This window comes from Nocardia puris, from assembly GCF_003315035.1.
In the GTDB taxonomy this organism is placed as follows: Bacteria; Actinomycetota; Actinomycetes; order Mycobacteriales; family Mycobacteriaceae; genus Nocardia; species Nocardia puris.
This window is the reverse complement of the sequence record NZ_QNRE01000003.1, coordinates 435,525-459,993: the sequence shown is the minus strand read 5'-3', so window position 1 is coordinate 459,993 and position 24,469 is coordinate 435,525. Positions and strand designations below refer to the sequence as shown.

Below are 24,469 nucleotides of genomic sequence, written 5' to 3'. Positions count from 1 at the left end.
CCTTCGTGCGTGCTGCTCAGTTTTGTACTGGCACCTCTATGTGTACCGAATGTGGAGAGCGCCGGGAACGTCGCCCCGGCCATTGCGCGCTCCGGCGTCGGCCGCCGGTTTCTGGGCGACCATCGCGACCAGCCGCGCCGCGAGCCCGCGCCGGGCCCGCGCCGCGCCGTCGTCGGTGTCGACGCCGCGCCGTTCCAGCGCCTCGAGCAGCACCGGAAGGATCTGCGCCGCCGCCAGTTCGTAGCCCGCCGCCGACGGGTGGAAGCCGTCGGCGGAGAACATCTCGTCGGGCGCGGCGAGGAATTCGCGGCCGAGCACGCCCATCTGCACCGGGTGCCCGCCCGCGGCCGTGGTGACGGCGAACTGCGCCTTGGCCAGCCGCACGCTCCAGTTGTGGACGATGGTGCGCAGCGGCTGCGGGATGGCCGCGACGGTGCCCAGATCGGGACAGGTGCCCACCACGACCACGCTGCCCGCCAGGTGCAGGCGGGCCACCGCCGCGCCCAGCCTGCGCGCCGAGGCGCTGATCGAGTGCTTCTTGGTGATGTCGTTGGCGCCGACGAAGATCACGGCCGCGTCGGGCGGCGGCCCCGCGACGAACATCGCGTCCACCTGGCCCGCGAGGCCCTTGGAGGTGGCGCCGGAGATCGCCTTGGTGCTCAACCGGATTCGCTTGCCGGTGGCCTCGGCCAGCGCGCGGGCGATCCGCACGCCGGGTACGCCCTCGGCGTCGGCGCATCCCACACCGGCCGCGGTGGAGTCGCCGAAGATCATCAGGTGCAGGTCGGCGTGCTTGCCGGTGCGCCACGGTTCGGGCGCCGCGCAGCCCGCGGTGTAGATGCCGTCGGCCTCCGGGGGCTTGGAGGTGTCGCGTCCGATGACGCCGCGCGCCGCCCCCGCCTGCGCCATCAACCATCGATACGCCACCCACGACGCGGTGCCCGCGCCCGATCCCGCGATCAGCGTCGCGGCACCGGTCACGGCGGCCGTGCGCCAGCTGATCCTAGGTGCGCCCACGTTCAGACATGGTACGTGCTCGCGCCCGCCCGGGCCGCTCACCAGGGACGACGGTCGCGCGTCGCGCCGGGACCGAAGGATGCGAGATCGGCGCGGGTCGACGGTATTCGGGGCTGTCGGGCCAACGCGCCCGCACCGCCCGGTACGCCGAGCAGCAAGCGGCCCGCTCACGAGGTACGCGAGCGGGCCGGGATGGGTCAGGCGGGGACGTCGAAGGAGGCGTGGGCGGGGATGCTCGGCGCGTCGGTGGTGACGGTGACGTCGACGCGGCCGGGCCCGGTGTCCTGGAACAGGGCGTACTGGATGCTGCCGTAGATGCCGGTGACGACGATGTTCTCGTAGACGCCCGCCGCGCCGGTGGTCACATTGCGCCAGGCCACCGTGGCCTTCACCTCGCACAGCGGGGCCAGCGGGTAGCGGCCGGGGCCGACGCCGGAGACGGGCGCGGCGCGCATGTTCAGGATGGCGCGGCCCGGCCATTCGGGGCTGGTGTCGGCCCAGGTCTGGATGGTGGTCCAGCACAGGCCGCCGCGCGCGACCGTCGGGACGTCCGGGAAGCCGACGGTGGCCGCGTGCGCCGACGCACCGGATCCGAGGACGGTGGCGGCGGCCGATGCGGCGAGGACGATGGCGGCCCTGGTGATGGAGGTCTGCCTCATGGCTCCCGATCCTAAGCGCGGAGCGCGGCCGGTGCCTCGATGTCGGAATCGTCACCTCGAGGGTGGCGTGGGCGAACCCGCTCCGGAGCCTTCTGCAACGATGGGGCAATGCGCATCGCGGATCATGTCGTGGACCTCATCGGCAACACGCCCCTGGTCCGGTTGAACAGCGTCGTCGGCCCGAACGCCGGGCTGGTCGCGGCCAAGATCGAATATCTCAACCCGGGCGGCAGCTCCAAGGACCGAATCGCCGTCAAGATGATCGAGGCGGCCGAGCGGGACGGCCTGCTGAAACCGGGCGGCACCATCGTCGAGCCGACGTCCGGCAACACCGGCGTCGGCCTCGCCCTGGTCGCCCAGCAGCGCGGGTACAAGTGCGTGTTCGTGTGCCCCGACAAGGTGTCCGAGGACAAGCGCAACGTGCTGCGCGCCTACGGCGCCGAAGTGGTGGTGTGCCCGACCGCCGTGCCGCCGGACCACCCGGACAGCTACTACAGCGTCTCCGACCGCCTGGTCGACGAGATCGAGGGCGCCTGGAAGCCGAACCAGTACTCCAACCCGGGCGGCCCCGAGAGCCACTACGAGACCACCGGCCCGGAGATCTGGCGCGACACCGACGGCAAGGTCACGCACTTCGTCGCGGGTGTGGGCACCGGCGGCACCATCACCGGCACCGGCCGCTACCTCAAGGAGGTCTCCGGCGGGAAGGTGAAGATCATCGGCGCCGATCCGGAGGGCTCGGTGTACTCCGGCGGCACCGGCCGCCCGTACTTGGTGGAGGGCGTGGGCGAGGACTTCTGGCCCACCGCCTACGACCCGGCCGTGCCCGACGAGATCATCGCCGTCTCCGACGCCGACTCCTTCGACATGACCCGCAGGCTGGCCCGCGAGGAGGGCCTGCTGGTGGGCGGCTCCTGCGGCATGGCCGTGGTGGCCGCCATCGAGGTGGCGCGCCGCGATCCGGACGCGGTCGTGGTGGTGCTGCTGCCCGACGGCGGCCGCGGCTACCTCTCGAAGATCTTCAACGACCGGTGGATGAGCTCCTACGGCTTCCTGCGCAGCCGCCTGGACGGCAGCCCCGAGCCGCTGGTCGGCGACGTCCTGCGCGGCAAGACCGGCGGCCTGCCCGACCTGGTGCACACCCACCCGTCGGAGACGCTGCGCGACGCCATCGAGATCCTGCGCGAGTACGGGGTGTCGCAGATGCCGGTCGTCGGCGCGGAGCCGCCGGTGATGGCGGGCGAGGTGGCGGGCAGCGTCACCGAGCGCGATCTGCTCTCGGCGGTGTTCGAGGGCCGCGCCCAGCTCACCGATTCGGTGGCCGAGCACATGAGCCCGTCGTTCCCGCTGATCGGGTCGGGCGAGCCGATCTCGGCGGCCACCAAGGCGCTGTCGGACACCGACGCGCTGATGGTCGTCGAGGACGGCAAGCCCGTGGGCGTCATCACCCGCCACGACCTGCTCGGGTTCCTGAGCACGGGGCGCATCGGCGCCTGAGTTCGGGCCCGACGGCGACGGTCGGCGTACGCGTCCGGGCGGTGGGCTTTTCCGGTGAGCGCGTGCGTCCGGCTGTGGACGACCGTCCAGCTTCGGCGCACCGGGGCCTGTCGCGGCGACGCATATGGCAAATTCATCGCAATTGCCTATGATCGAGCACTTCCAGGGGTATAACCGGCCTTGGAGCCGTGGCGGGCAACCGTGCTCGGCATCGTCGGATTCCGAAGGGATGGGCCCGTGCACACCTCTCGATCGGGGGTCGATCCGGAGTGGGGGTTCGCCGAGGCGTGGGGTTCGGTCGCGACCTTCCTGACCATGGTCGCCGGGTTCCTCGCGATCCTGCTCGCGGGCTGGTTCGTCGCGCGGGCCGTCGCCGCGATCGTGACGTGCGTCCTGCGGCTGACCGGCTTCGACCGGCTCGTGCGCGGGCTCCCGTACGGTCACCGCGCGACCGGCCTGCTCACCGCCGCTTCGGCCGGAACCGTTCTGCTGGTCGCGCTCTGGCTCGGCCTGGGCGTGTTCGGGCCGACCGCGGTGGGCGCGCTGCTCGGTGACGTGGTGGCCTGGTTGCCGAGGTGCGCGGCGGCGATCGTGCTCGCGGTGGTCGCGGCGGTGGTAGGACAGGAGGTGCGGCTGATCGTCACCTCGATGGTGGGCGCGCCGCCCTACGGACGGATCCTGGGCCGGTTCGCCGCGGTGCTCGTGTGGGGCGCGGGAGCCGTGGCCGCGCTGGCCCTGATCGGTGTTCCCGCGTCGGTCACGGTGCCGATCCTGGTCACGGTTCTGGTGACCGTGGGCGCGACGCTGGCGGTCGCGATCGGCGGCGGCCTGATCCGGCCCGCGGATTCGATCACGCCGTCCCGCAGGGCTTTTCGCTGATCCGGGCCGCGCGCCCGGCAATCAGCGGGTTACGCGGTGACCCCGTAGCGCCGCGCGGCGTCTGCGGCGCTTGGGGCAAACGACCGGCGATCGGGTCAGCGGAATGCGTCGGCGTCGCGGTGCTGTCGGCGCGCGAACACTTTGGGCGAACGATCGGTCGGCGGAACAGGTCGGCGTCGGGGTGCCGCCGGTGCGCGCGACACTTCGGGTGAACGATCGGTCAGCGGAACGCGTTGGCGTCGGTGAGCGCCTTACCGAGCACGAGCTGGTGCACCTCGGCCGTGCCCTCGTAGGTGAGCACCGACTCCAGATTGTTCGCGTGCCGCAGCACGGGGTAGTCCAGCGTGATGCCGTTCGCGCCGAGGATGGTGCGGCACTCGCGGGCGATGGCGATCGCCTCCCTGGTGCTGTTGAGCTTGCCCGCGCTGATCTGCTCGGCGGTGATCTCGCCGCGATCCTTGAGCCGGCCCAGGTGCAGCGCCAGCAGCTGCCCCTTGCCCACCTCGAGCGCCATATCGGCCAGCTTGGCCTGGGTGAGCTGGTAGCCGGCCAGCGGCTTGTCGAACACCTCGCGGGTGCGGGAGTAGTCGATCGCCGCACTCAGGCAGTCGCGGGCCGCGCCCAGCGCCCCGAAGACGATGCCGAACCGCGCCTCGCTCAGGCAGGCCAGCGGTGAGCTCAGCCCGCGCGAGTCCGGCAGCACCGCGTCGGCGGGCAGCCGCACGTCGTCGAAGTCGAGTTCGGCGGTCACCGACGCCCGCAGCGAGAGCTTGTGGTGCATCTCACGAGCGGTGAATCCGGGCGTGCCGGCCGGCACCAGGAATCCGCGCACCACGGGCTTGGCGTCGCCTTCGTGCGCGTACGCCCACACCACCGCGACATCGGCGACCGTGCCGTTGGTGATCCACATCTTCGCGCCATTGAGCACCCAGTCGTCGCCGTCGCGCACCGCGCGGGTGCGCATCCCGCCGGGGTTGGAGCCGAAGTCGGGTTCGGTGAGGCCGAAACAGCCCAGCGCGGTGCCCGCCGCCATCTCGGGCAACCACCGCTGCTTCTGCTCCTCGGAGCCGAACTTGTGAATCGCGGTCATGGCCAGCGACCCCTGCACCGACACCATGCTGCGCACGCCGGAGTCCACCGCCTCGAGCTCCTGGCAGGCCAGGCCGTACGCCGTTGCCGACATCCCGGCGCAGCCGTACCCCTCCAGATGCATCCCCAGCAGACCGAGTTTGCCCAGCTCGGGGGCGATCTCGCGGGCCGGGAAGGTGCCCGCCTCGAACCAGTCCGCGATGTGCGGGCGCAGCCGCTGCGCCGCGAAAGCCGCGACCGTGTCCCGGATCTCGCGCTCCTCGGCGGAGAGCAGGGTATCGATAGCGAACAATTCCTCGACAGTCACCATGGGCCTCAGCCTAAAGGCAGGCGCGGGCGCGCAGCAGACCCTCGCGCGGGAAAGGGGGTGCCCCGGCGAAAGTCCCGCGAACGCCGCATCTAGGCTGTGGCCATGAGTGAGCTGGGATTCTCCACACGGGCCGTGCACGCCGGTTTCGATCCCGATCCCCAGACCGGCGCGGTCAACGTGCCCATCTACGCGAGCTCCACCTTCGCCCAGGACGGCGTCGGCGGCCTGCGCGGCGGCTACGAGTACGCCCGCACCGGCAACCCGACCCGCACCGCGCTGGAAGCCAACCTCGCCGCGCTCGAATCCGGCCGCTACGGAAGGGCTTTCGCGTCCGGCATGGCCGCCACCGACTGTGCGCTGCGCGCCCTGCTGCGCCCCGGCGACCACATCGTCATCCCCGACGACGCCTACGGCGGCACCTTCCGGCTCATCGACAAGGTGTTCAGCCAGTGGGGCATCGAGCACTCCCCGGCGCACGTCTTCGACACCGACGAGATGCGCGCGGCCATCCGCCCCAACACCAAGCTCGTCTGGATCGAGACGCCCACCAACCCGTTGCTGAGCATCGGTGACATCCCCGCGCTGGCCGACATCGCGCACACCGCGGGCGCGAAGCTGGTGGTCGACAACACCTTCGCCACCCCGTACCTGCAGCAGCCGCTGGCGCTGGGCGCCGACATCGTGCTGCACTCCACCACCAAGTACCTGGGCGGCCACTCCGACGTGGTCGGCGGCGCGCTCGTCACCGACGACGCCGAACTCGACACCGCGTTCGCCTTCCTGCAGAACGGCGCGGGCGCGGTGCCCGGCCCGTTCGACGCGTTCCTCACCCTGCGCGGCACCAAGACGCTGGCGGTGCGGATGGAGCGCCACTGCGACAACGCCGAGAAGCTGGCCGAGTTCTTCACCGGCCACCCGGCCATCTCCCAGGTGATCTACCCGGGCCTGGCCGAGCATCCCGGCCACGGCGTCGCCGACAAGCAGATGCGCCGGTTCGGCGGCATGATCTCGGTGCGCCTGCACGGCGGACGCGAGGCGGCCCACGACTTCTGCTCGCGCACACAGATTTTCACGCTCGCCGAATCGCTGGGCGGCGTCGAGTCGCTGATCGAGCATCCGGCCGCCATGACCCACGCCTCGACCGAGGGGTCCGTGCTGGAGGTGCCCGCCGATCTGGTGCGGCTCTCGGTGGGGATCGAGGACGTCAGCGATCTGCTGGCCGACGTCGAGCAGGCGCTGGCCTGACACCGGCATGAAGACGACGAAGCGGCCGCACTCGAGATCGAGTGCGGCCGCTCGCGTCTGTCGAGGGTCGCGGCGCCCGGGCGTAACCAGCTCGGGGCTCGACCGTCCGTCACTCACCAGACCGCCGGAAAGACCGCACGTCCGGTCGGAAACGGCCGATCAGGAGGCGACCGTCCTTCGGCCGGCGGTCCGATCCGGCGGACACGCGGTGCTGCGGCGGTGTCCACGCGCCGGGATGCGGCAGTGCGGGTCGTGCCGATCCGCGGCGCGGAGACCGAACCGGTCAGCTGTGGTACGGCTCCGCGCTGACCAGCGTGACCTTCATGGTGTTGCCGTTGGGCAGGGTGTACTCCCTGGTCTCGCCGACCTTCGCGTCGATGAGCGCGCCGCCGAGCGGGGAGTTCGGCGAGTAGGTCTCGAGATCGGAGTGGCCGAGGCCCTCCTCGCGGGTCGCGATGAGGAACGTCTCGGTATCGGACTCGTCGCCGTCGTAGTAGACCTTCACGACCGAGCCGGGCAGCGCGACGCCGGACTTGGTGGGCGCGACGCCGACCTTGGCGTTGTTCAGCAGCTCCTGCAGCTGGCGGATGCGCGCCTCCTGCTGGCCCTGCTCCTCGCGCGCGGCGTGGTATCCGCCGTTCTCCTTGAGATCGCCCTCTTCGCGGCGTTCGTTGATCTCGGCGGCGATGACCGGACGGTTGGCGATGAGCGCGTCGAGTTCGCTCTTGAGCCTGTCGTGCGATTCCTGGGTCAGCCAGGTCACATTCGTCTCGGTCATCTCGATCACTCCCTAGTAGTTGTTCCCGGCGCGAGCCGGGATTCCCTGATCACTGCCGCAGTACCCACCCGGAGGCGGGCATGCACCAGCCGACGGCTAGAGCGATCCTGGGGAAGTTCTACGAACCCCGACAGGCCCGGTTCCGGGTGAACCCGACCCCGGAACGCAGCAGCGCTGGCCGCCAATGCAGCAAACACGGCTCCGTGGCCCGGAACCGTGTGTGACGCCATTTTAGCATGAATCACAAACATGCAGGTCGGAGTTAATTTTCCGGACGTCGCCCGGCGTTTTCGCCCGTGGGGGCGGTGCCTGGGCGGGTGAAAACGCGGGGACGGTAGCCGGACATCGCGAATCCGGCGGCCGGATTACGGGGCGCGCAGGTACGCGGGCACCCTGTCACTGCACCCGTACACGCTGCCCGCGGCGGGCCTGCTCGACGCGCGGACCGTGGTGGTGAACTGGACAGTGCCGGAGTCCGACGCCTCGACCAGGACCTCGCGCCGGCCCACCTCGGCGCCATCGCGGTCCATCGCCCGCACGAAACACACCACGGGCTTGGCCGGATCGTCGCGGCTGACCTTCACGCGCACGCTCAGCGTGGAATCGTCGACGACGGTGTAGCCGAGCTGTTCGGCGTTGATCTCGTCGGGCCCGTACTTCTGAAATCCCAGGTAGGCGACGCCCACACCGGCCGCGAGCACACCGACACCGAGCGCGATGGCGAGTCCGCGGCGGCGGGCGGGCGGTGCGCTGCCGTACCGGTCGGCGTGTCGCGCGGCCGCGTCGCCGCCGGGCGCAGTATCGCTCATCTTCTCGCTCCCGGGGGTGGGTCGGAACAGAAAGTCGGTCGAATGGAACTATAGGGAACGAAGACCCGACACCCGCGACCGAGAGCGATGGTGAACGAGACGTGAGTGGCCTTCGCCTCATGGCGGTGCACGCCCACCCGGACGACGAATCCAGCAAGGGAGCCGCGACGACCGCACGGTACGCCGACGAGGGCCACGAGGTCCTGGTGGTGACGTTGACCGGCGGTGAGCGCGGCAGCATTCTCAACCCCGCGATGGACACCCCGGGCGTGCTCGAACGCATCGATGAGGTGCGCCGCGAGGAGATGGCGGCGGCGGCGCGCGCGCTGGGCGTGCGCCAGACCTGGCTCGGTTTCGTGGACTCGGGGCTGCCCGAGGGCGATCCGCTGCCCCCGCTGCCGGAGGGGTCGTTCGCGCTGGTGCCGCTCGAGGAGGCCACCGAGGCGCTGGTGCGCGTGGTGCGCGAGTTCAAACCACACGTCATCACCACCTACGACGAGACCGGCGGCTACCCGCACCCCGACCACATCCGCTGCCATCAGGTGTCGGTGGCCGCGTTCGACGCGGCGGGCGATCCGGAGGCGTTCCCCGAGGCCGGGGAGCCGTGGACGCCGCTCAAGCTCTACTACGACCACGGGTTCAGCATGAAGCGGCTCGAGGTGTTCGCCGCCGAGTACGAGCGCATGGGCGAGCCGTTCCCGCTGCAGGACTGGCTGGACCGGATCCGCTCGCACGCCGTGGAGCGCGGTGACGTGATGGCGCGGGTCACCACCCAGGTGGAGTGCGGCAAGTACTTCCCGCAGCGCGACGACGCCCTGCGCGCGCACGCCACCCAGATCGACCCGAACGGCGCGTTCTTCGCGATCCCGCTGGAGTTGCAGCAGCGGCTGTGGCCCACCGAGGAGTTCGAGCTGGCCAAGACCCGCGTGCGCACGGCCATCCCGGAGACCGATCTGTTCGCCGGTATCGAGGACGCGTCGCGGTGATGCTCGTTCTGCTCGCCCAGACCCCGAACACCCCGACCGGTCCCGAGTTCGGCAAGGCCTCGCCGCTGGGCCTGGCCATCGTGCTCGTCCTGCTCGTCGGCACCTTCCTGCTCGTGCGGTCGATGAACCGCCACCTGAAGAACCTGCCCGACACCTTCGAGCCGGAGCATCCGGAGCCGGATCAAGCGGCCGACGAAGGCACCGAGCCCGGCGCGGTGCCGCGCGAGAAGCCCGACGCACAAGCGGGCGGGAAGCCGCAGACCGGCTGAGCCGCCGGGCCGGCGCGGCAAGGGATCTGGACAGGCGGGCATGACTCCGCTCACATCGAGGACACCCTCGCGGACCGGTACGAACACCGACATCCAGGGTCGCGGTCCGCGTACCTCGCACCACGCGATACTTGCGGTGACACAATACTTTTCGTGTCGATTGGGGTGGACCACAACGGCGCGTTCCGTCATCCGGCGGTGGTCACTCGGTTGTGCTATCAATGCGGGAACTCCGCTCGACCGAAGGACCTCCATGGACACTCTCCTCGGCCAGATCGACCGCGCCCTCGACATGACCGGCACGATCGTCGCCGCCGTCGACGACGAGATGCTCGCCGCGCCGACGCCGTGCAGCGACTGGGATGTGCGCGCCGTGCTCAACCACACCGTGGGCGGTATGCACGCCCACGCGGCGGCGCTGTGCGGCATCGATCCGCGCGGGGCGCGCGGCGACGACTGGCTGGGCGGCGACGCGCTGGGCGCCTATTCGGCGGCCGCCGAGGTCGACCGGGCCGCCTGGCACCGGCCCGACGTCTCCGACGCCACCGTGCACCTGTCGCTCGGCCCGTTGCCCGGCCGCGCCGCGGCGCTCATCCACCTGGCCGAGGTGGTGGTCCACGGCGTCGATCTGGCCCTGGCCATCGACCGCCCCGACCTCGCCGACGACGGCCTGTGCGCCGAACTCCTCGCGGCCATGTACGCGGGCGGCGGCATCGAGGTCTTCCGCCGCCCCGGTATCTACGACGCCGAGGTCCCCATCGAGGATGACGCCCCCGCGCACCGCAAGCTGCTCGCCTACACCGGCCGCAAGTGGTGAGACGGCCGCTGGGTCACCCGGAGGTTCATTGCCCTTGGTAAGGTCCCGGGGCCGTGGTGTTCGGGAAACCGGTGTGGAACCGGTGCGGCCCTCGCCACTGTGATCGGGAGTGACATATCGACCCGGGCGCCCGCGCGTCCGGAGCCACTGGGGCCCGCCCTGGGAAGGTAGATACGCCGCGCACCACCCGTCAGCCAGGAGACCGGCCACGGCGCTACCCGCTCCACGAGGACCTGGAAGGCGGTCACGGTGACCCCATCTGTTTTCGCGCGCCCGCGTCTCGGCGCGCTCATCGTCGGCGCACTCGCGCTGGCCGGTTGTGCCGCACCACCCGAACCGGCCGCGGCGGGCGAGGCCGCCGCGACCCGGGTGAACTGCGGGATCGAGGTCGCCGTCGACGGCCCGCCGCAGCGGATCTACGCGGCGTATCAGCCGTCCATCGAGATCGCGCACGCGCTCGGCGTCACCGACCGGCTGGCCGGGACGGCGTTCCTGGACGCGGCGGTGCTGCCCGAGTACCAGGAGGCGCAGGCCCGCTCGGCCTACGTCGAGCGGCTGCCCAGCCGCGACGAATTGCTCGCGCAGAACCCGGATTTCGTGCTGTCCGGCTACAACGGGATGTTCGCCGAGTCGGCGCAGTCCAGCGTGGGCACCCGCGCGAGCCTGCACGGTCTCGGCGTGCGCACCTGGGTGCTGAGCCCGCTGTGCCCGAGCGCCGACGGCCTGGCCGACGAGGCCATCGACCCGGCCACCGTCCGCTTCGACAACGTCTACGCCGACCTGCGCGATCTCGGCGCGCTGTGGGGTGTGTCCGAGCGGGCCGAGCAGGTGGTGACCGATCTGAGCGCCCGCATCGACGCGGTGCGCGCGACCGTGGCGGGCGCCGAACGGCCCCGGGTGGCGGTCGTGACGCCCCGCGACGACGGCACCTACAGCATCGCGAGCGGCATCGACTTCGTCACCCAGCTCATCGAGGCCGCGGGCGGGGTGAACGTCTTCGAGGACCGCACCGAACGGCGCAATATCCAGATCGGCGCGGAGGAGCTGATCGCGCGCGACCCGGACATCATCCTGACCAGCCTGTGCTGCCAGGCGACCTATACGCGCGCCGACGCCCAGCCGCAGGCCGACAAGATCCTCACCGATCCCGCGTTCGCGAACCTGACGGCCGTGCGGGAGCGCGCGGTGCACCCGTTCCTGTTCGCCGACCGCGCCGTCGGGGTCCGCCTCGCGCACGCGACCGAACTGGTGGCGCGGCTGATCCACCCGGATCTGTTCGGCGGGTGAACCCGTCGTCTCGCGGCGTCGGCCTGCTGGTCGCCGGCGTCGGGCTCGCCGCCGCCTGCCTGGCGTCGGTGCTGGTCGGCAGGCACGCGCTCACCCCGGCGGCGGTGTTCTCGGCGTTCACCGATTTCCAGGGCACCGACACCGACCGGATCGTGCGCTACATCCGGGTGCCGCGCACCGTCGCCGGGCTGCTCGCCGGTGCCGCGCTCGCGCTGGCGGGTGCCGTGATGCAGGGGCTGACCCGCAATCCGCTGGCCGGTCCCGGTCTGCTCGGCATCAACGCGGGCGCGTCGCTGGCCATCGTCGCGGCCATCGGCGGGCTGGGGATGACGGCGCCGGCCGGGCTGGTCTGGTTCGCGTTCCTCGGCGCGGCCGTTGCCGCCGTGTTCGTCTACACGCTCGGTTCGCTGGGGCTGGGCGGCGCGACGCCGGTGAAGCTGGTCCTCGCGGGGGCCGCGTTCACGGCGCTGTGCGGGTCGGTCACCACGGCCGTCACCCTGCTGGACCGCAACGTCTTCGACGACTTCCGGTTCTGGGTGGTCGGGTCGCTGAGCCGGGCCGACACCGAGACCATGGCGGTGACGGCGCCGTTCCTCGCGGTGGGCGCGGTGCTGGCCGTGGCGCTGGCGCGGGCGCTGAACGCCCTCGCCATCGGCGACGATATGGCGCGCACACTGGGCGCCCGGCTCGCCACGGTGCGCGCGGCCGGTGCGGTGAGCGTGGTGCTGCTGGCCGGGTCGGCGGTGGCGATCGCCGGGCCGATCGGGTTCGTCGGGCTGGTCGTTCCGCACGTCGCGCGGGCCTTCGCCGGGCAGGACTACCGGTGGGTGCTGGCCTGGTGCGCCGTCCTCGGACCGGCGCTGCTCCTGCTGGCCGATGTGCTCGGGCGCGTCGTCGCGCCGCCGCAGGAGATCCAGGCCGGGATCGTCACCGCGCTCGCCGGGTCGCCGTTCTTCCTCTACCTCGTGCGCAACCGGAAGGTGTCGACGCTGTGAGGGCGCAGGGAGTGCTGCCCGCGGGCACGGTGTTGCTGAGTTCGCCCGGGCGCCGGGTCGTGGTGCGGGTGCACACCAGGTCGGTGCTGGTCACCGTGCTGCTCGCGGCGGCCGCGCTGGGTGTGGCGCTGTGGTCGATGACCGTCGGGCACTATCCGCTCGGCGCGGGCGACGTGGTGCGGGTGCTCGGCGGAGGCGGCACGCTCATCGAATACGACGTGGTCTACGCCGACCGGTTGCCCCGCGTGCTCACCGGGCTGTGCACCGGCGCGGCATTCGGTATCTCGGGGGCGATCCTCCAGCGGATCGCGTCGAATCCCCTGGTCAGTCCCGAGATCATCGGGATCAACGCGGGTGCCTCGCTCGGCGCGCTCGCGGTGAGCACCGTGCTCGGCGTCGCCGGGGTGGCGATGGTCGGGGGCGCGCTGGCCGGCGCGGTCGTGGCGATGGCGCTGGTGGTCGCGGTGGCGACGAAGGACGGTCTGCACGGGTACCGGCTCGTGCTGGTCGGGGTCGGGGTGACGGCCATGCTCACCTCGGCGATCTCGTTCCTGCTCACCAGGGCCGATTCCTACCAGGCGCACACGGCGGCGATGTGGCTCACCGGCAGCCTGGCCAACCGCGACTGGACCCACGTCTGGTTCGCCGCCGCGGCGGTGGGCGCGGTGGTGCCGCCGCTGGTGGTCTTCGCCCGCACGCTGCCGCTGCTGGAACTGGGCGACGATCTCGCCGCGGCCCTGGCCGGGCGGCGCGGCGCGCATCGCGTGACCTCGACGGTGCTGGCCGCCGTCGCGGCGAGCCTGGCCACCGCCGCGGCCGGGCCGATCGCCTTCGTCGCGCTGGTCGCGCCGCAGATCGTGCGCCGGTTGCTCGCCGAACGCGGTGCCGGGCTTGCTCCGGCGGCCGCGGCGGGCGCGTTGCTCGTGACGGCGGCCGATCTCGCGGCCCGGCGGCTGTTTCCCGCCGAGCTCCCCGTCGGGGTCGTCACCGCGATCCTCGGCGCGCCGGTGCTCGTCTATCTCCTTGCCCGCGCTACTCGAATCGGACACGCAGGATGACCGCACATCTCACGACCGCGGGCCTCGGCCTCGCCTACGGCGACAGCCGCGTCGTCACGGACGCCACCGTGGATTTCCCCGCCGGGCAGCTCACCGTCATCGTCGGACGCAACGGCTGCGGCAAGTCGACCCTGCTGCGCGGCTTGGCGCGGCTGGTGCGTCCGGCCGCGGGCGCGGTGCTGCTCGACGGCGCCGACATCGCGGACACCCCGGCGCGCACGCTGGCGCGCCGCCTCGGCATGTTGCCCCAGCAGCCGCAGGCGCCCGACGGGATCAGCGTCGCCGAACTCGTCGGACGCGGCCGCTACCCGCATCAGCGCTGGTTCCGGCAGTGGTCCGCCGCTGACGACGCCGCGGTGCGCCGCGCCCTCGAACTCACCGACGCCCTCGACCTCGCCGACCGCCCCGTCGACCTGCTCTCCGGCGGGCAGAAGCAGCGGGTATGGATCGCGCTGGCCATCGCGCAGGACCCGGAAGTGATGCTGCTCGACGAGCCGACCACCTTCCTGGACCTGGCCCATCAGCTCGACGTGCTGGAGGTGCTGCGAAACCTGTTGCCGCGCACCATCATCGCAGTGCTGCACGACCTGAACCTGGCCGCCCGCTACGCCGACCACCTGGTCGTGATGAAGGACGGCGGGATCGTCGCGAGCGGCGCGCCCGCGGCCGTCGTGCGGCCCGACCTGGTGGCCGAGGTGTTCGGGCTCGACTGCCTGGTCATCGACGATCCGGCCACCGGGACCCCGCTGGTGGTCCCCGCCGCGCGGGCGGTGCGGGCGCGATGAACCGCCGCTACGTCCTGGTCGCGCGGCCCACGCCCTCGGGTGTCGACCTCGCCGCCGTCGAGAAGCTGGCCGCCGAGTGCGGCATCGGCTACGCCCTGCTCGATCAGGGTGAGCCGACCATCCGGACCGTGCTGGACGAGGCGGTCGCGGCGGGGGAGCCGGTCACCCTGATCCCCTTGGCCGTGCCGCGCGACCGGTACCTGGAGACCTGGATCGCGCGGGCGGTGGCGAACTGGAAGGAGGTCCGCGGGGTTGATGACGAGGTGCGGATCGCCGAAAGTCTCGACGCGGCCGCCGGATTCGCCGACGTGGTGCGCGGCCTGATGGATTCCCCGGGCAGCCCGGTCACCGCCAGCCCCCGCGCCTTCCGCAGCCCGGCCTGGTCGCAGATCCCCGAGCACACCGAACACATCCTGGTCTGCCGCGGCCCCCGCTGCACGGTCTACGGCGCGGCCGCCCTCCACCGCACGCTACGCACCGACCACCCCGACGCCCTCATCACCCCCACCGGCTGCCTCAACCCGTGCAACCTGGGACCGATGTACATCACGTATCCGGAAGGGACGTGGCACACGAACGTGGAGGTGCCGGACGGCGGCCCGAGCTGAATCGGTGACCGGACGATTGCGGCGCCGTTCATCGCCGGCCCGGTGACCATGTTTCGATCGCCGTCGTGGGCGCACGGTGACCGAGCGGCACGGCCCACGCTGGAGGCAGCGTCCAAGCGACCACTGAAGTCCGTCTATGTGACCACCAATCAAGCGTCCGTATGTCCACGAAACCGGCGTCGAGGTGACCGCGCATTCTCATTCATGGCCGGTGAAGAGCTGATCGGACCGTGAGTTCGTCCACCCGGGGTTGTGTGTCGGTGCCGATCCTGTTCGGCCGTACTCGCGCGAACGCCCGCTCGCGGAAGTCGTCGGTGCCGTCCGGTGCGGTCTCGGCGGATTCGCGCAGCGCGGCCAGATCGAGCAGGTTTCGAACCGGCGTCCGTCGAGTTCGACGACGAGACCGGCGATCTCGGCCCCGGTGCCGACCAGATTCTTGATGAACCGCTCCAGGTACTCGATGAGCCGGTCCTCGTAGGCGAGGAAGGCGTCGACGTCGGCCTCGTGCAGGTCGCGCACGTTCTGCGGCGAACCCATGAACGCCTGGGCATTGTCGGCGAGATCCTGAAACGGCTCGCCAGCGCGAGCAGTGACAGATGCGCCCGCGCGTCATCCGGTTCCGATTCGGTCGCGAGGGCGAGCAGGGCGCGTGGGTGCGTCACGATGTCGGTCAACGCGACAGACTGGAGCGCACCGCGTCGGCCCAGCGCGGAGTAGTAGACCGTCAGCGCCGCTTCGGCGGCCTCGCCTTCCCTGGTCAGCTGATACAGGAATCGCGCGCGGTGGAACTCTTCGACGGTGGTCACCCGGCTGGTGTCGGGGTCCGCGCGCAGGTTGCCCCATTCGCACAGCTGATTCAGTGCGGTCGCCAATCCTTGTTGATCGCAGGCGAATCCGGCCGAACGGAGCGCAGCGTGCACATCGTCCGGTCGCAGGTGCACCGTGAACCTGCGCTTGGCTGTGGTGAAGGTGCTCAGGATGGCACGGTACAGCTCCGAGTTCGTGGCATGGACGTGCGCAAAGGGACGTGCAGTCGCTGAGTCGGCCACTCGAATGCCCCTCCCAGGTGATCTGGCCGCACAGTTTATCGGTCGCCCGGCCGGTGCGGGTGGCCGTTACGGTGTCATCCCGTGCCTTGGGCCCTGTGCCCCGTGCGCGGGTCCGGCGAATCGGCGGGTACCGGGCCGCGATGTACGGGTCCTGCGAAAGTGCGAATCGCACGAGTTGTCGTTGCACGGCAGGTGCTCCCGTCGGTGCATGTGTCACCTTTGGTGCATGCCGATGAAGCGAACGAACGTCTATGCCGATGCCGAGGATCTAGCGCTGATCAAGCAAGCCGCGAAGCAGCGGGGCATCGCAGAGGCGGAGATCATTCGTGAAGGCATTCGTTTGGCGGCGCTCTCGTGTCGCGTGTGGGACGACTCGCTCGACAGGCCGACCTTCGAGGGGAGCGGGGGGCCGTTGCCGGGGGTGATGTGACCGGAGCGGTGGCCGAGGGCGCGTCGCACCCGCCGCCGAGTTCCGCACCGAGTCGGTGCCGACCCTCGAGCGCCGGGACTTCCGTACGATCCGCCCGCTGACCCAGGCGAAGGCGTTCACGCTCCTGCCCGACGACTTGTAGGTTCTCGCGGTCGGCAATGTATCCGTTCGCCGTTGGACGCGCAGTTCCGCCGGTGGGCGATGTCAGTGCTGCCCGAGTGCCGGATCAAGGGTTGGCGATGAGCGAGGCGCGGCGGATAGAGCCGGAGTACGCGGACTACGGCGACCGCCAGCCCCGGGCGGTTGCGCCGAAGGCTGTTCCCATCCTTGCGCACCCTGTAGCCGATGGAATACACGATTCCGATTACGCCCACAGCCGGACCTATCGATCCCCGAGGGAGGCCGTCTCGCGCGGTGAGAATGGTGTGGTTGGCGGCCGGTCGTGCGTGGTAGAGGGTGTCCGCTGATTACGTGTCGAACAGCTGAATGTGAACGATCCGGCTCGACGAATCCCTCTCGTCCACGACGACGATCCGGTTGACCGACAGTCCGTCCGGGCGTTGGTAGACATCTTCGGCCTGCAGCAGAGACGCAGAGGTCTCCAACGGCGGGCCTGCGATAGTGGTCTCTGCCACGCGGAACACTTTGGTCAGTGGAACGGTGAATTTCGACGAGGCCAGAAGCAGGGCCAGGCCCTCCGGATCAGTCGACACGGCCACCCGATAGAGCGTGTCGCGCCCGTGCTCCGAGCGGGCGCCGAGCACCGTGGCGTCCTCGGGTATCACGATCCCGCCGAACTCGGACGCCTCCCTGGCGATGTCGCTTTCGACCGGGGTGGTCTCCAGTCGTCGATCATCACCATGCTGTTCACCGCCACAGCCCACCACACTTGCCATCGCCACGAGCAGGCCCGCGAAAACACAGGTCGGCCCGAGAAGTCGATTCTTGCGCATGGAATACCTCATCGAGTCGGATCGGTCCTCTCGCCATCTCGTCCGCCGACGGTATCGGGCAGGCTCAGCGGACCTGTAGGCACTACAGCTCCTTGCGGCGTAGAAACCTCGGGGGATCCTTCGATGTTGCTCTCTCCGCGCGATGTCGTCGGTGTGCGATGCTCCCATGCGCTCGTCAAGCCCAGGGATACCGGCGGTTTCGACGCTCTCGCCGCTGTCCACGTCGTATCGGTCCCGCACATGCACGTTGCCCTCCGAAGATGTGATGGCTGACTCAGGGCTGTCGGCTGAACTCGGAGACGTGGGGGAGCGCCCTGGACGCGTTACGAAAGGTGCCCAAAGATCAGCGAGAAGGCGAAAAGTGCTATCTAACTGCGAGTTTGGCTCGTCTGATCAGGGATTGCGGCATCCCGTTGACTTGATATGATGTCCGATGTCGGGAGAGCTATGTTCTCGGCGGCCTCAGCGTCTTCGCTGGGGCTTTTTTTGTTGTCTCGCAACCGATTCAGACTATCCAGAAGCCTTCGGCGCGCGCGCTGAGGGCTTCTCCGGTTCCTGGAGGTCCCTTGTACAGCAGCATCTTTCATCCCGTGAACTCGACTATCACGGCAGGTGTGTGGCCGGCGGTTGTCTTCCTTGCGGTTGTCGCGATCGTCACTGTCGTGGCATTGTGCAGGGCACCACGCAGCGATGTATCGAAGATCTTCGCGGCGTTCGTGGCTGGATTCGGATTCCGAAAGCGACGAGCCGACGATCGCATCGAGCGAAACGCCTTTCAGGCGGCTTCCGCGAAGGTGCGCGGCGAACTGGGTGAGGTCGAGTGAGCAAGAGCCGCGCAAACCGCACGCCGGTGGAAGAGACCTCCGCCTCGGCGGCTGTCGTTCGAGACGTATTTCAGCGGTTCACAGCAGCGTTCGACGAGGCGCTCACTTCCGCGAAGGCGCAGTACGAACTCGACTGGATCCGGCGAAGGATCGAGGCCGAGCGGGATTTCGACGTCAGCTGGCCGTTCCAGGCCTTCATCTGGGGCACGATCTCCCATCTGCTGCGCACCGAGTTGCGTCCGATGTTCGCCGACCTGGACGCGAGTGATCGAGACCGGGTACTGCAGCAGATCGGGGATTTCGCCGCGAAAGTCGAAGGTCCGGGAGTTACCGGGCAGCGGGCGGCGGTGACCTGGTGTGAGTACCACGGCTACGTCCCTGCGTTCGGGCGCAGACCGTGTGAGGAGTGTCCGTGTGAACCGGCCTCCAACTTCGGGGGCGGTTGGGCTGACCCCCGGTTCGTCGCAATGGCCGACTATCGGCTCGTTTTCCCTCACCACCATGGTCGTCGACCGAAGTACTGCAGCAATGCTTGCCGGCAGCGTGCGTACCGGAGACGGCGAGCAACTCGTGCACGGCAATCCGCGTGATGACCTTCGCCCGGATCTCGGCCGATCGTCAGTTGATCGGCTATCGGGCGCGTTTTGGCCGTCACATTGCCAGGATCTCGTGTAGAGGGCCCGAGACGGCAGTGCAAGGCACGCAGGTGGCGTCTCGTGGCTGTGGGCTGGGAAGGTGCGTCACGACCGGATCGCACTGGCCGGGATCTCGTGTGCCGCATGGGAGGTGTGGGAGGCTGGCAGGGTGAATCGATTGGCCGGTGCGACCTCGCCCTATTTGCGTCAGCATGCCGACAATCCCGTGCATTGGCGGGAGTGGGATGCGGGGGCGTTGGCGGAGGCGGCGCGGCGGGATGTGCCGATTCTGCTGTCGATCGGGTACGCGAGCTGCCACTGGTGCCATGTGATGGCGCACGAGTCGTTCGAGGACGAGGCCACAGCGGCGCTGATGAACGACAACTACGTGTGCGTGAAGGTGGATCGCGAGGAGCGGCCCGATCTGGACGCGATCTACATGAGCGCGACCGTCGCGATGACCGGGCAGGGCGGGTGGCCGATGACGTGCTTCCTCACCCCGGCCGGGGAACCGTTCTACTGCGGCACGTACTACCCGAAGGCGCCGCGCGGCGGCATGCCGTCGTTCACGCAGTTGCTGACCGCCGTCATCCAGACCTGGCGCACCCGCCGCGACGAGGTGGACAAGGCATCGACGCAGGTCACCGAGGCTCTGCGCGCGAACACCGCCGGCCTGCCCGACGCCGATCTCACCATCACCGCCGAACTGCTGAACCACACCGCGGCCACCGTGCTGCGCGACGAGGACCCCGAGCACGGCGGGTTCGGCGGCGCGCCGAAGTTCCCGCCCTCGGCGCTGCTGGAGGGTCTGCTGCGCGGCTGGGAGCGCACCGGCGACGACCGGATCGCCGAGGTGGTGTGGCGCGCGGCGGAGGCGATGGCGCGCGGCGGCATCTACGACCAGCTGCGCGGCGGGTTCGCGCGCTACTCGGTCGACGCCGCCTGGGTGGTGCCGCATTTCGAGAAGATGCTCTATGACAACGCCCAATTACTGCGCGTCTACGCCCATCTCGCGCGCCGATTCCCCGGCGGGGAACGAGAAGCGTTGGCGCTGCGCGTGGCTCGCGAGACGGTCGACTTCCTGCTGAAGGATCTGGGCACCGAGCACGGCGGGTTCGCCTCGGCGCTGGACGCCGACACCCATCTGGAGCCGGGCGGTCCCGGCGTCGAGGGCGCCACGTACGTGTGGACGCCCGCCGAACTCGTCGGTGTGCTCGGCCCGCGCGACGGCACCTGGGCGGCGGAGTTCTTCGGCGTCTCCACGGGAGGCAACTTCGAGCAGGGCACCTCGGTGCTCACCCGCTACCGAGACCCCGACGACCTCGAGTTGCTCGAGCGCGTGGTGGCCCGGCTCAGCGCCGAACGCGACACCCGCCCGCAGCCCGAGCGCGACGACAAGGTGGTCACCGCGTGGAACGGCATGGCGATCACCGCGCTCGCGGAAGCCGGTGCGGCACTGGGCCGTCCGGACTGGGTCGCGGCCGCCGACCGCTGCGCGCGGTTCCTGCTGGCCGAGCACGTGGTGGACGGTCGCGTGCGGCGAGCCTCGCTCGGCGGGCGGGCGGGGGCCTCGCCCGGCGTGCTGGAGGACTACGCGTGGCTGGTCACCGGGCTGCTGGCGCTGTATCAAGCCGACGGCGACCCGGGCCATCTCACCGACGCGCAACGTCTGCTGGACTCGGCCATCGAGCATTTCGCCGATCCCGACGCCCCCGGCAGCTGGTTCGACACCGCCGATGACGCGGAGGTTCTCGTCGCCCGCCCCCGCGATCCCGTCGACGGCGCCACCCCGGCCGGTGCGTCCTCGCTTGCCGAAGCCCTGCTCACCGCCGCGGCCCTCAGCGACCCCGACCGCGCGATCCGCTACCGCGACCTGGCCGACCGGACCCTCGCCCGCGGTGCCGTGGTCCTCGCCCGCGCCCCGCGCTCGGCCGGTCAGTGGCTGGCGGTCGCCGAAGCCGCCCTGCGCGGCCCGATCCAGGTCGCGATCGCCGTCTCGGCCGAAACCGCCGACACCGCAACGGAACTCCTCTCCGCCTCCCGCCACTGGGCACCGGGCGGTTCGGTGATCCTGGCCGCGCCACCGGATTCGGCTCCGCTGCTGGCCGAACGCCCGCTGGTCGGCACCGCCCCCGCCGCCTACATCTGCCGGGGCTCGGTGTGCGACCTCCCGGTGACGACGGCCGACGCGATTCAGGAGTCCTTGGCCCGCAGGTGATCACCCCACCTCGGGTTCGGCCGCCGACCCGTGGATCTCGGTCATCGCGCTGACCGGCGGTTCCTCCGTGACCACCGGAGGCGGGACCGGTGTCGCGCCGATGATGTCGGTCCAGCAGGTGGTCGGCTCCGCCATACCGCGCAACAGGATGTCGTCGTAGCGGGTCCAGCGGGCGCGTTCGGCGGCGTCGGCGGCCTCGATCACCGCGCCGCTCACCAGGATTCGACGCGGCACCGTCTTCGCCTCGGTGGTCAGGCGAGCCGCTTCGTTCACGGCGTCGCCGATGACGGTGTATTCCAGGCGGGTGTCGCTGCCCACGTCGCCCGCGAACACCCGCCCGTGCGCCACGCCGATGCCGATGTCGAGTTCCCCGACCTCGGTCACCTCGTCGCGGATGCGCCGGGCCGCCCGCAGCGCGGGAGTGGCGTTGTCGCGCAACGCGATCGGCGCGCCGAAGACGCACAGCGCCGCGTCGCCCTCGAACTTGTTGACCAGCCCGCCGTTCTCCTCGGTGGCCGCCACCACGATGGTGAGCAACCGGTTCAGCTTCGCCACGAACTCCTGCGGCGCCAGCCCGGTCGACAGCTCCACCGACCCCGTCACGTCCACGAACAGCGCCGAGACCACCCGCACGTCGCCGGTGAGGTCCATGCCGCCGGCCAGCGCGCGCTCGGCCACCTCCGCGCCGACGTGCCTGCCGAACAGATCGCGCATGCGCTCGCGTTCGCGCAGGTTCGCGGCCAGTTCGTTCACCGAATGCTCCAGCCGCCCGATCTCACCGCTGCTGGTGACGGGCACCCGCGCCTCCAGCTCGCCGCGCCCGATCAGATCCAGCGCCAACCGCAGCGTGCGCAGCGGGAAGGCGACGGCGCGGGCCAGCAGTGCCGTCGCCAGCGCGCCCACCCCGATGCTGACGGCGGCCAGGTAGATGCCGGTGCGCACGCGGTCGGCGGGTGTGGCGACCTTGTCGGCCAGCACCACGATCAGCATGAGCAGCGGCAGCGCGCCCGCCACCGCCCAGGTGAGCAGCAGCCGCACCAGCACCGACGAACTCCAGTGGACGGTGGTGCCCAGCACCGCCGTGAGCACGGGAATGGTCGGGCGGATCAGCCGGTCCACCATCAGGAACGTCACCGCGGCGGTCTCGAACGCGCCGATGGTGAACAGCGCGGCCGTCACGGCGGGATCGTGTTCGGTGAGGTGGGAGAAGGTGACGGTCGCGACCACCACGCCGGGAATCCACAGCGCCAGCGCGCGCAGCGACACCGCCATCGGCAGGCGCAGCAGCCTGCGCGCCTCCTCCGTGGTCGGTCTGCGGGTCTGGTCCAACCAGCCGAAGTACGCGGCGCGGTCATGCACCGCCATCACCAGGCCCACCGCGAAGCCGAACACGGGGTAGATGCCGATGATCAGCAGGGCGCGCACCCAGTCGGTGCCGAGCCTGCCCAGGAAGCCGCTCAGCACCAGCAGCGTGAAGATCACCGCGAGGCCGCTGAGGTGGGCGGCGGTCAACAGTGTCGCCAGACCCCACCGCGCCTTGAGCGCCCAGACGACGAGCTTCGCGATCACGGCAGACGGGTGCGGCCGGGCGGCCGCGGGGCGACAGGTGACACGAACGACGAGCTTATCCGTCACACCCGCGCCGAGGGCGCGAACGCGTCAGCGCAAGACGACCAGCCAGATCGCGATGTAGTGGCACAGCGCGGCGAGCACGGTGGCGGCGTGGAAGAACTCGTGGTGCCCGAACACCTCCGGCCACGGGTTGGGCCATTTGGTGGCGTAGAGGATGGCGCCGATGCTGTAGACGAGCCCGCCGATGACGAGCAGGATCAGCGGCGCGAGCCCGATCCGGTCGTAGAGCTGCCCGGCCACCGGCACGATCGCCCAGCCCAGCAGCAGATACAGCGGTACGCCCACCCAGCGTGGCGCGGTGGGCCACAGCAGCTTCAGCGCGACGCCGGCGAGCGCGCCCGCCCACACCACGGCCAGCAGCGTCTGCCCGGTGCGCCCCGGCAGGCCGAGCAGCGCGAACGGGGTGTAGCTGCCCGCGATGAACAGGAAGATCATCGAGTGGTCGGCGCGCTTCATCCGGATGCGAGTGCGCACCGACTTCCAGGTGATGCGGTGGTAGACGGCGCTGATGCCGAACAAGCCGCACACGGTGACGCCGTAGACGAACGTGGACCAGCCCGCCGTCGCCGACACGGTGGCGGCGGTGGCGACCAGCACCGCCACCGCGATCGCGGCGATGCCGACGGCCCACGTGTGGATCCAGCCGCGCATGCTCGGTTTGACGAGCGCGGCCAGCGCTTCGGCGGGCGACGTGCCGAGCAGCTCCGGGTCTGCGGTGCCGACGGGTTCGGACACGGACAACCTCCTGGTGAACCGGCGAGTAACCTACGCTAGCGTAGGTTATCGGTCTCCGCCAGCGCCCCACGCTATCGCGGTCGATGCCGGTATCGCGTCGGCGAGGCGTACTGTTGGACGCCGTGGAGCTTCGGAGTCGGGTGCGCGTGCTGCCGTATCGCATCTACGAGGCCCGGCTGTCCAAGCAGCTGGCCGGAAAACAACACCCACGCCACGTCGCGGTGATGTGCGACGGCAATCGCCGCTGGGCGCGCGAGAACGGGTTCACCGACGTCAGCCACGGCCATCGGGTCGGCGCGCTGAAGATCGCGGAACTGGTCGGCTGGTGTTCGGACGCCGGCATCGAGATGGTCACCGTCTACCTGCTCTCGACGGAGAATCTGCAGCGCGATCCCGACGAGCTGGAGACGCTCTTCGAGGTCATCACCGACGTGGTGGAGGAGCTGTCGGCGCCGGATCGCGAGTGGAGCGTGCGGATCGTCGGCTCGCTGGACGGGTTCCCCGAGCTGATCGCCAAGCGGCTGCGCACCGCCGCCGAGCGCACCGAGGGGCGTCAGGGCGTGCACGTGAACGTGGCGGTCGGCTACGGCGGCAGGCAGGAGATCACCGACGCGGTGCGCTCGCTGGTGCGCCAGGAGATCGCGGCGGGGGAGACCGGGGAGGATCTGGTCCAGTCGATCACGGTGAACGCCATCGGCCAGCATCTCTACACCTCCGGGCAGCCCGATCCGGATCTGGTCATCCGCACCTCGGGCGAGCAGCGGCTGTCCGGGTTCCTGCTGTGGCAGAGCGCGTACTCCGAGATCTGGTTCACCGAGGTGTACTGGCCGGAGTTCCGCCGGGTGGACTTCTTGCGGGCGTTGCGCGATTACGCGGCCCGTCATCGCCGTTTCGGCATCTGAAAC

The 24,469-nt window shown here is 70.4% G+C and carries 24 protein-coding genes, 1 pseudogene and 1 riboswitch; of the genes and pseudogenes, 16 read left to right on the top strand and 9 right to left on the bottom strand.

Translation table 11 applies throughout. The features are described 5' to 3' along the window. Positions 1 to 36 precede the first annotated feature (36 nt). Both DFR74_RS12245 and DFR74_RS12240 read right to left on the bottom strand, forming a co-directional pair. On the bottom strand, positions 37 to 1,017 hold the full coding sequence (locus DFR74_RS12245) for an SGNH/GDSL hydrolase family protein (protein ID WP_067508233.1): 981 nt from the start codon (positions 1,015 to 1,017) through the stop codon (positions 37 to 39). A 197-nt stretch (positions 1,018 to 1,214) separates the two neighbouring features. Continuing rightward, the gene (locus DFR74_RS12240; RefSeq protein WP_067508235.1) at positions 1,215 to 1,676 is read right to left on the bottom strand and encodes a hypothetical protein; all 462 of its coding nucleotides are present in this window, start codon (positions 1,674 to 1,676) and stop codon (positions 1,215 to 1,217) included. Positions 1,677 to 1,784: 108 nt separating this feature from the next. Here DFR74_RS12240 and DFR74_RS12235 point away from each other — a divergent pair, with 108 nt between their 5' ends. Continuing rightward, complete coding sequence (locus tag DFR74_RS12235; protein ID WP_067508237.1) at positions 1,785 to 3,173, top strand: cystathionine beta-synthase; 1,389 nt, start codon at positions 1,785 to 1,787, stop codon at positions 3,171 to 3,173. A 237-nt stretch (positions 3,174 to 3,410) separates the two neighbouring features. Then, positions 3,411 to 4,052 (top strand): mechanosensitive ion channel family protein, encoded by a 642-nt coding sequence (locus DFR74_RS12230; RefSeq protein WP_067508240.1) that lies wholly within the window; start codon positions 3,411 to 3,413, stop codon positions 4,050 to 4,052. Positions 4,053 to 4,272: 220 nt separating this feature from the next. Here the strand turns inward: DFR74_RS12230 and DFR74_RS12225 are convergent, their stop codons facing one another. Beyond that, positions 4,273 to 5,451: an acyl-CoA dehydrogenase family protein gene (locus tag DFR74_RS12225; protein WP_067508241.1), complete on the bottom strand. Its 1,179-nt coding sequence runs from the start codon at positions 5,449 to 5,451 to the stop codon at positions 4,273 to 4,275. A 102-nt stretch (positions 5,452 to 5,553) separates the two neighbouring features. On the opposite strand from DFR74_RS12225, the gene DFR74_RS12220 reads away from it, so the two are divergent. After that, on the top strand, positions 5,554 to 6,696 hold the full coding sequence (locus DFR74_RS12220) for a cystathionine gamma-synthase (RefSeq protein ID WP_067508243.1): 1,143 nt from the start codon (positions 5,554 to 5,556) through the stop codon (positions 6,694 to 6,696). A 283-nt stretch (positions 6,697 to 6,979) separates the two neighbouring features. On the opposite strand, the gene greA is transcribed toward DFR74_RS12220, so the two are convergent. Then, positions 6,980 to 7,474 carry a transcription elongation factor GreA gene (greA, locus tag DFR74_RS12215; protein ID WP_067508245.1) on the bottom strand — a complete coding sequence of 165 codons (495 nt, stop codon included), beginning with the start codon at positions 7,472 to 7,474 and terminating at the stop codon, positions 6,980 to 6,982. Positions 7,475 to 7,839: 365 nt separating this feature from the next. Next, positions 7,840 to 8,283: a DUF4307 domain-containing protein gene (locus tag DFR74_RS12210; protein WP_067508247.1), complete on the bottom strand. Its 444-nt coding sequence runs from the start codon at positions 8,281 to 8,283 to the stop codon at positions 7,840 to 7,842. A 119-nt stretch (positions 8,284 to 8,402) separates the two neighbouring features. On the opposite strand from DFR74_RS12210, the gene mca reads away from it, so the two are divergent. The 8 genes from mca to DFR74_RS12170 all read left to right on the top strand — a co-directional run bounded on the left by mca (position 8,403) and on the right by DFR74_RS12170 (position 15,088). Next, positions 8,403 to 9,269, top strand: a complete 867-nt coding sequence (gene mca, locus DFR74_RS12205) for a mycothiol conjugate amidase Mca (RefSeq protein ID WP_113975079.1) — start codon at positions 8,403 to 8,405, stop codon at positions 9,267 to 9,269. After that, complete coding sequence (locus tag DFR74_RS12200; protein ID WP_067508251.1) at positions 9,269 to 9,538, top strand: hypothetical protein; 270 nt, start codon at positions 9,269 to 9,271, stop codon at positions 9,536 to 9,538. Before mca ends, DFR74_RS12200 begins: the two co-directional genes overlap by 1 nt. A 253-nt stretch (positions 9,539 to 9,791) precedes the next feature. Then, positions 9,792 to 10,355 carry a TIGR03086 family metal-binding protein gene (locus DFR74_RS12195; RefSeq protein WP_067508253.1) on the top strand — a complete coding sequence of 188 codons (564 nt, stop codon included), beginning with the start codon at positions 9,792 to 9,794 and terminating at the stop codon, positions 10,353 to 10,355. A 37-nt stretch (positions 10,356 to 10,392) separates the two neighbouring features. Further along, a riboswitch (cobalamin riboswitch) is annotated at positions 10,393 to 10,580 on the top strand. Positions 10,581 to 10,604: 24 nt separating this feature from the next. After that, a complete protein-coding gene (locus DFR74_RS12190; RefSeq protein WP_067508328.1) occupies positions 10,605 to 11,642 on the top strand; it encodes an ABC transporter substrate-binding protein in 1,038 nt (345 codons plus the stop codon). Beyond that, positions 11,639 to 12,637, top strand: coding sequence for a FecCD family ABC transporter permease (locus DFR74_RS12185; RefSeq protein WP_198161720.1), 999 nt, complete (start codon positions 11,639 to 11,641; stop codon positions 12,635 to 12,637). The genes DFR74_RS12190 and DFR74_RS12185 overlap by 4 nt, the downstream gene beginning before the upstream one ends. Beyond that, positions 12,634 to 13,695, top strand: coding sequence for a FecCD family ABC transporter permease (locus DFR74_RS12180; protein ID WP_232331720.1), 1,062 nt, complete (start codon positions 12,634 to 12,636; stop codon positions 13,693 to 13,695). Before DFR74_RS12185 ends, DFR74_RS12180 begins: the two co-directional genes overlap by 4 nt. Then, on the top strand, positions 13,692 to 14,480 hold the full coding sequence (locus DFR74_RS12175) for an ABC transporter ATP-binding protein (protein WP_067508257.1): 789 nt from the start codon (positions 13,692 to 13,694) through the stop codon (positions 14,478 to 14,480). Before DFR74_RS12180 ends, DFR74_RS12175 begins: the two co-directional genes overlap by 4 nt. After that, on the top strand, positions 14,477 to 15,088 hold the full coding sequence (locus tag DFR74_RS12170; RefSeq protein WP_067508259.1) for a (2Fe-2S) ferredoxin domain-containing protein: 612 nt from the start codon (positions 14,477 to 14,479) through the stop codon (positions 15,086 to 15,088). The genes DFR74_RS12175 and DFR74_RS12170 overlap by 4 nt, the downstream gene beginning before the upstream one ends. A gap of 198 nt (positions 15,089 to 15,286) precedes the next feature. On the opposite strand, the pseudogene DFR74_RS12165 reads toward DFR74_RS12170, so the two are convergent. Next, positions 15,287 to 16,137, bottom strand: a pseudogene (locus tag DFR74_RS12165) (TIGR02677 family protein). 226 nt (positions 16,138 to 16,363) lie between these two features. On the opposite strand from DFR74_RS12165, the gene DFR74_RS12160 reads away from it, so the two are divergent. Then, the gene (locus tag DFR74_RS12160) at positions 16,364 to 16,567 is read left to right on the top strand and encodes a ribbon-helix-helix domain-containing protein (protein ID WP_067508263.1); all 204 of its coding nucleotides are present in this window, start codon (positions 16,364 to 16,366) and stop codon (positions 16,565 to 16,567) included. A gap of 467 nt (positions 16,568 to 17,034) precedes the next feature. On the opposite strand, the gene DFR74_RS12150 is transcribed toward DFR74_RS12160, so the two are convergent. Further along, the gene (locus DFR74_RS12150; RefSeq protein WP_084537530.1) at positions 17,035 to 17,520 is read right to left on the bottom strand and encodes a hypothetical protein; all 486 of its coding nucleotides are present in this window, start codon (positions 17,518 to 17,520) and stop codon (positions 17,035 to 17,037) included. A 590-nt stretch (positions 17,521 to 18,110) separates the two neighbouring features. Here DFR74_RS12150 and DFR74_RS35325 point away from each other — a divergent pair. The 3 genes from DFR74_RS35325 to DFR74_RS12145 all read left to right on the top strand — a co-directional run bounded on the left by DFR74_RS35325 (position 18,111) and on the right by DFR74_RS12145 (position 21,197). Next, complete coding sequence (locus DFR74_RS35325; protein ID WP_147265783.1) at positions 18,111 to 18,344, top strand: hypothetical protein; 234 nt, start codon at positions 18,111 to 18,113, stop codon at positions 18,342 to 18,344. Next, on the top strand, positions 18,341 to 18,934 hold the full coding sequence (locus tag DFR74_RS35320) for a hypothetical protein (protein WP_147265782.1): 594 nt from the start codon (positions 18,341 to 18,343) through the stop codon (positions 18,932 to 18,934). Before DFR74_RS35325 ends, DFR74_RS35320 begins: the two co-directional genes overlap by 4 nt. Before the next feature lie 214 nt (positions 18,935 to 19,148). After that, a complete protein-coding gene (locus tag DFR74_RS12145; RefSeq protein ID WP_232331721.1) occupies positions 19,149 to 21,197 on the top strand; it encodes a thioredoxin domain-containing protein in 2,049 nt (682 codons plus the stop codon). Here DFR74_RS12145 and DFR74_RS12140 read toward each other — a convergent pair whose 3' ends face one another. Further along, positions 21,198 to 22,766 (bottom strand): adenylate/guanylate cyclase domain-containing protein, encoded by a 1,569-nt coding sequence (locus tag DFR74_RS12140; RefSeq protein WP_084537531.1) that lies wholly within the window; start codon positions 22,764 to 22,766, stop codon positions 21,198 to 21,200. 90 nt (positions 22,767 to 22,856) lie between these two features. Beyond that, positions 22,857 to 23,531 carry a PAQR family membrane homeostasis protein TrhA gene (gene trhA / locus DFR74_RS12135; RefSeq protein ID WP_324191991.1) on the bottom strand — a complete coding sequence of 225 codons (675 nt, stop codon included), beginning with the start codon at positions 23,529 to 23,531 and terminating at the stop codon, positions 22,857 to 22,859. Positions 23,532 to 23,647: 116 nt separating this feature from the next. Here trhA and DFR74_RS12130 point away from each other — a divergent pair, with 116 nt between their 5' ends. Beyond that, positions 23,648 to 24,466: an isoprenyl transferase gene (locus tag DFR74_RS12130; RefSeq protein ID WP_067508267.1), complete on the top strand. Its 819-nt coding sequence runs from the start codon at positions 23,648 to 23,650 to the stop codon at positions 24,464 to 24,466. Positions 24,467 to 24,469: the final 3 nt, after the last annotated feature.